This window comes from uncultured Nisaea sp. (assembly GCF_963974195.1).
Lineage (GTDB): Bacteria > Pseudomonadota > Alphaproteobacteria > Thalassobaculales > Thalassobaculaceae > Nisaea.
In genome coordinates, this window is the sequence record NZ_CAXBDC010000187.1 from 1 (window position 1) to 3,872 (window position 3,872).

General features: G+C 65.3%; 4 protein-coding genes. All 4 read left to right on the top strand.

Annotated features, from left to right (window positions below):
* Positions 1–8 precede the first annotated feature (8 nt).
* Positions 9–752 (top strand): cell division ATP-binding protein FtsE, encoded by a 744-nt coding sequence (gene ftsE / locus AAC126_RS21925; RefSeq protein ID WP_339857529.1) that lies wholly within the window; start codon positions 9–11, stop codon positions 750–752.
* Between the two features lie 4 nt (positions 753–756).
* Positions 757–1,662 carry a hypothetical protein gene (locus AAC126_RS21930; RefSeq protein ID WP_339857522.1) on the top strand — a complete coding sequence of 302 codons (906 nt, stop codon included), beginning with the start codon at positions 757–759 and terminating at the stop codon, positions 1,660–1,662.
* Entirely contained in the window at positions 1,659–2,354 is a 696-nt protein-coding gene (locus tag AAC126_RS21935; RefSeq protein WP_339857525.1) for a YdcF family protein, read from the top strand. The genes AAC126_RS21930 and AAC126_RS21935 overlap by 4 nt, the downstream gene beginning before the upstream one ends.
* Before the next feature lie 130 nt (positions 2,355–2,484).
* Positions 2,485–3,872 (top strand): adenosylcobalamin-dependent ribonucleoside-diphosphate reductase (locus AAC126_RS21940; RefSeq protein ID WP_339857527.1); only part of this gene is annotated, 1,388 nt, incomplete at its 3' end.

Consider the following 3,872-nt stretch of genomic DNA (forward strand, 5'->3'; position numbering starts at 1 on the left):
GCCGCGCCGTGATCCAGTTTGACAAGGTGGAGCTCCGCTATCCCGGGAGCCCGGCGATCCTCAGCGATGTCAATTTCGCGATCGAGGAGCGCTCGTTCCAGTTCATCACCGGGGCCAGTGGAGCCGGAAAGTCGAGCCTGCTGAAGCTGATGTATCTCGGCCTCAAGCCGTCGCGCGGCCGGTTGTCCCTGTTCGGCCAGAACGCGGCCAGCATCGGCCGGGACGGCATCCCGGCGCTGCGCCGGCGTATCGGCATCGTGTTTCAGGATTTCCGGCTGATCCAGCATCTGAGCGCGCTGGACAATGTCGCGCTGCCGCTGCGCATCGCGGGGGCCCGCGAATCGGCGATCCGCGAATATGTGCCGGAGTTGCTCGAATGGGTTGGCCTGTCCGGTCATTTCGATGCCTTGCCGCACACGCTTTCCGGTGGGCAGCAGCAGCGCGTGGCCATTGCCCGTGCGGTGATCGGCCGTCCGCAGCTCTTGCTCGCAGACGAGCCGACGGGCAATGTCGATGACGGCGTGGCCGTCCGGCTGCTCTATCTCTTCGAGGAACTGCACAAGATGGGCACGACGGTGCTGATCGCGACCCATAACCGGGCGCTGGTGGAGCGCTTTACCCATCCCTGCCTCAATGTCGATGGCGGGCGGGTGACCCGTGTCCGGGGACCGGGTAGCCGGCGCAGCGCACCGCGTCCGGTCGGCGCCGCCACTGCGGGCACGGCCCCCAGCCAGCATCGCCACGGGGGCTGATCCCATGGCCCTGATGACCCGCGGCGACATTCCACTGTCGCACGATCCATCCGCCCGCTACCTGCCCTGGCTGCTCGGCATCATGTGTTATTTCGCCGTGCTCGCCTCGGTCGGCGCGGTGACCTCGCATCAGCTCGCGGCACGCTGGGATTTTGCCCTCGGCAGCGTGGTCACGGTGCAGATCCCGTCGGCGGTATCAGAGGGCAGCGATGCCCCGCGCCTGAGCCAGGCGGAACGGATGATGCGGCAATTGCCGGGGGTTATCCGGATGGTCCGGGTCGATACCTCCAGCAGCGCCGAATTGCTGGCGCCCTGGCTCGGGGCCGATCTGGCGGCGGAGTTGCCGTTGCCGCGCCTGTTCGACCTGCATTTCGCCGCGCCGCCGGAGATCGACCTGAAGCAGTTCGAATCCCGTCTGGGCGAGCGTTTCCCCGGCGCCATGGTCGAGGCCCATACCCAGTGGATGGGCCATGTGGCGAAGCTGACCCGGGCGGTCGAGGCGTTGGGTCTGACCGTTCTGGCGCTGGTCATGGGCGCCTCCGTTGTTGCCGTGATCTTTGCCGTGCGCACCTCGGTCTCGATCCATCGCGAAGTGATCGCCATCCTGCATCTGATCGGCGCGCGCGACGGCTATATCGCGTCCGAATTTCAGGCCCATGTTCTGAAAATGGCGCTGCGCGGTGGTCTGGTCGGCGGGGTTCTCGCGGTTGCGACGCTGGCCGGTGGCGCCGCCGCTCTGGAGCCTGAGGCAGTGGATGGCGCCAATCTGATCCCGACCCTGCTCGGCGGGCTGCCCGCCGGAATTATCGAATGGCTGCTGATCGCCTCCGCGCCGGTGCTGGTGGCCTTTGTCGCCTGGATTGCCGCGCGCCTCTCCGTGCTTGGCGCGCTCAGAAGGATGAATCCGTGAGCGCGGAAGGCCGCCAGGAAAGCCGGCAGGATGGCCGGCAGGGCAGTGGGGAGAAAGGCCGGAACTGGAAGGCCGGGCCGCTCAGGGGGTGGCTCGTCGGCATGCTGAGTGTCGCCGTCGTTGCGGCCGGTTTATGGATCGGCGGGTTTTTCTGGTTCCTCGCCGTCATGCCGTCCGACGCGCCGGGTGCCGCCCCGCAGGCCGATGCCATCGTCGTGCTGACCGGCGGCAGCCGCCGGGTGCCCGTCGCGGTCTCGCTGTTGCTTGAGGGGCACGCGGAGGCCCTGCTGGTGACCGGGGTGAACGATATTGTCAGTCCGCCTGAATTCCGGGCCGCCGTGGCGGAAAGCGGTGTGTCCATCGATGCCGCCAAGATGGCCTGCTGCGTGGCGCTCGGTTACGGTGCGCACGACACTATCGGCAATGCGGAAGAGGCGGCCGGCTGGATGCGGGCGGGGGGGTATCATTCCATGATCCTCGTCACCTCGAACTATCACATGGCCCGTTCGCGAATCGAATTCCACGCAGCCATGCCGGATATCGAGATCAGCGAATACCCGGTCCGCCCGGCCTATCCCGGCCTTGCCGAATGGTGGAAATCGCCGCAATCGCGCTTCCTGATGGTCTCGGAATACGTCAAATATCAGGCGGCCTGGCTGCGGGTGACGGCGGCTTCGGTGATGCCCGGATAGGGTTATCGTGTTAGGCTGGCTTTATGACGTGCCAGTGATGGACATGCGATCAGGATGTATATATATAGCGTCCTCTGGATAGCATGCGGCTATATATAGTGTTTGACGAGATAGAACGGACGAGCCCGGAATGACTTCAATCGCCCCGGTTTCCCAGCAGATTTGGGACATGAAGTACCGCCTGAAGACCGCAGACGGCGAGCCTGTCGATCGCACGATCGAGGAGAGCTGGCAGCGTGTCGCGCGGGCTTTGGCCGAGGTCGAGAGTGATCAGGAAGCATGGGCGGAGAAGTTTTATACCGCGCTCGCCGATTTCCGTTATCTGCCCGCCGGCCGGATCTTCGCCGGGGCCGGCACCGGCCGTCAGGTCACGCTGTTCAACTGCTTTGTCATGGGCACCGTGCCGGACAATATGGCCGGGATCTTCGAGGGTCTGAAGGAAGCGGCCCTGACCATGCAGCAGGGCGGCGGCATCGGCTACGATTTCTCCACCATCCGGCCGCGCGGAGCCCGGGTGCACGGGGTGGCGGCGGATGCGTCCGGCCCGCTTTCCTTCATGGATGTCTGGGACGCCATGTGCCGCACCATCATGAGCGCGGGCTCCCGCCGTGGCGCCATGATGGCGACGTTGCGCTGCGACCATCCGGACGTGGAAGCCTTCATCGAGGCGAAACGGGACCCGGCCCGGCTGCGCATGTTCAATCTCTCCGTCCTTGCCACCGATCCCTTCATGGACGCGGTGAAGGCGGACGATTCCTGGGATCTCGTCTTTGACGGCACCGTCTTCAAGACCGTGCGGGCGCGGGATCTGTGGGACAAGATCATGGCCGCGACCTACGCCTATGCCGAGCCGGGCGTGATTTTCATCGACCGCATCAACAAGCGGAACAACCTGCATTATTGCGAGACCATCGCCGCCACCAACCCGTGCGGCGAGCAGCCGCTGCCGCCCTATGGCGCCTGCCTGCTCGGCTCCATCAATCTCGCCCGCTTCGTGAAGAACCCGTTCGAGGAAAACGCGGAGCTGGATCTGGACGAGTTGGCCCGCGTGGTGCCGCTTGCCGTCCGGATGATGGACAATGTGGTCGACGCCTCGAAATTCCCGCTGCCGGAGCAGGAGCACGAAGCCCAGGCCAAGCGCCGTATCGGCCTCGGTGTCACGGGGCTGGCCGACGCGCTGATCTTCTGCGGGCTGCGTTACGGCTCGCCGGACGCGGTGGCGATGACGGAGAAATGGATGGCCGCGCTGCGCCGTCACTCCTATCTCGCCTCGGTCGATCTGGCGAAGGAGAAGGGTGCGTTCCCGCTGTTCGATGCGGACAAGTATCTGGCCAGCGAATCGGTGAAAGAGCTGGATCAGGACGTGCAGGACGCGATCCGGGAGCATGGCATCCGCAACGCCCTGCTGACCTCCATCGCACCGACCGGCACCATCTCTCTGGTCGCCGACAATGTGTCCTCCGGCCTCGAGCCGGTCTTCAGCTATGCCTATAACCGCACCGTGCTGATGCCGGACGG

Coding starts and splice junctions, on each gene's coding strand:
- AAC126_RS21930 (WP_339857522.1), top strand. CDS start 757: ATGGCCCTGATGACCCGCGGCGACATTCCACTGTCGCACGATCCATCC.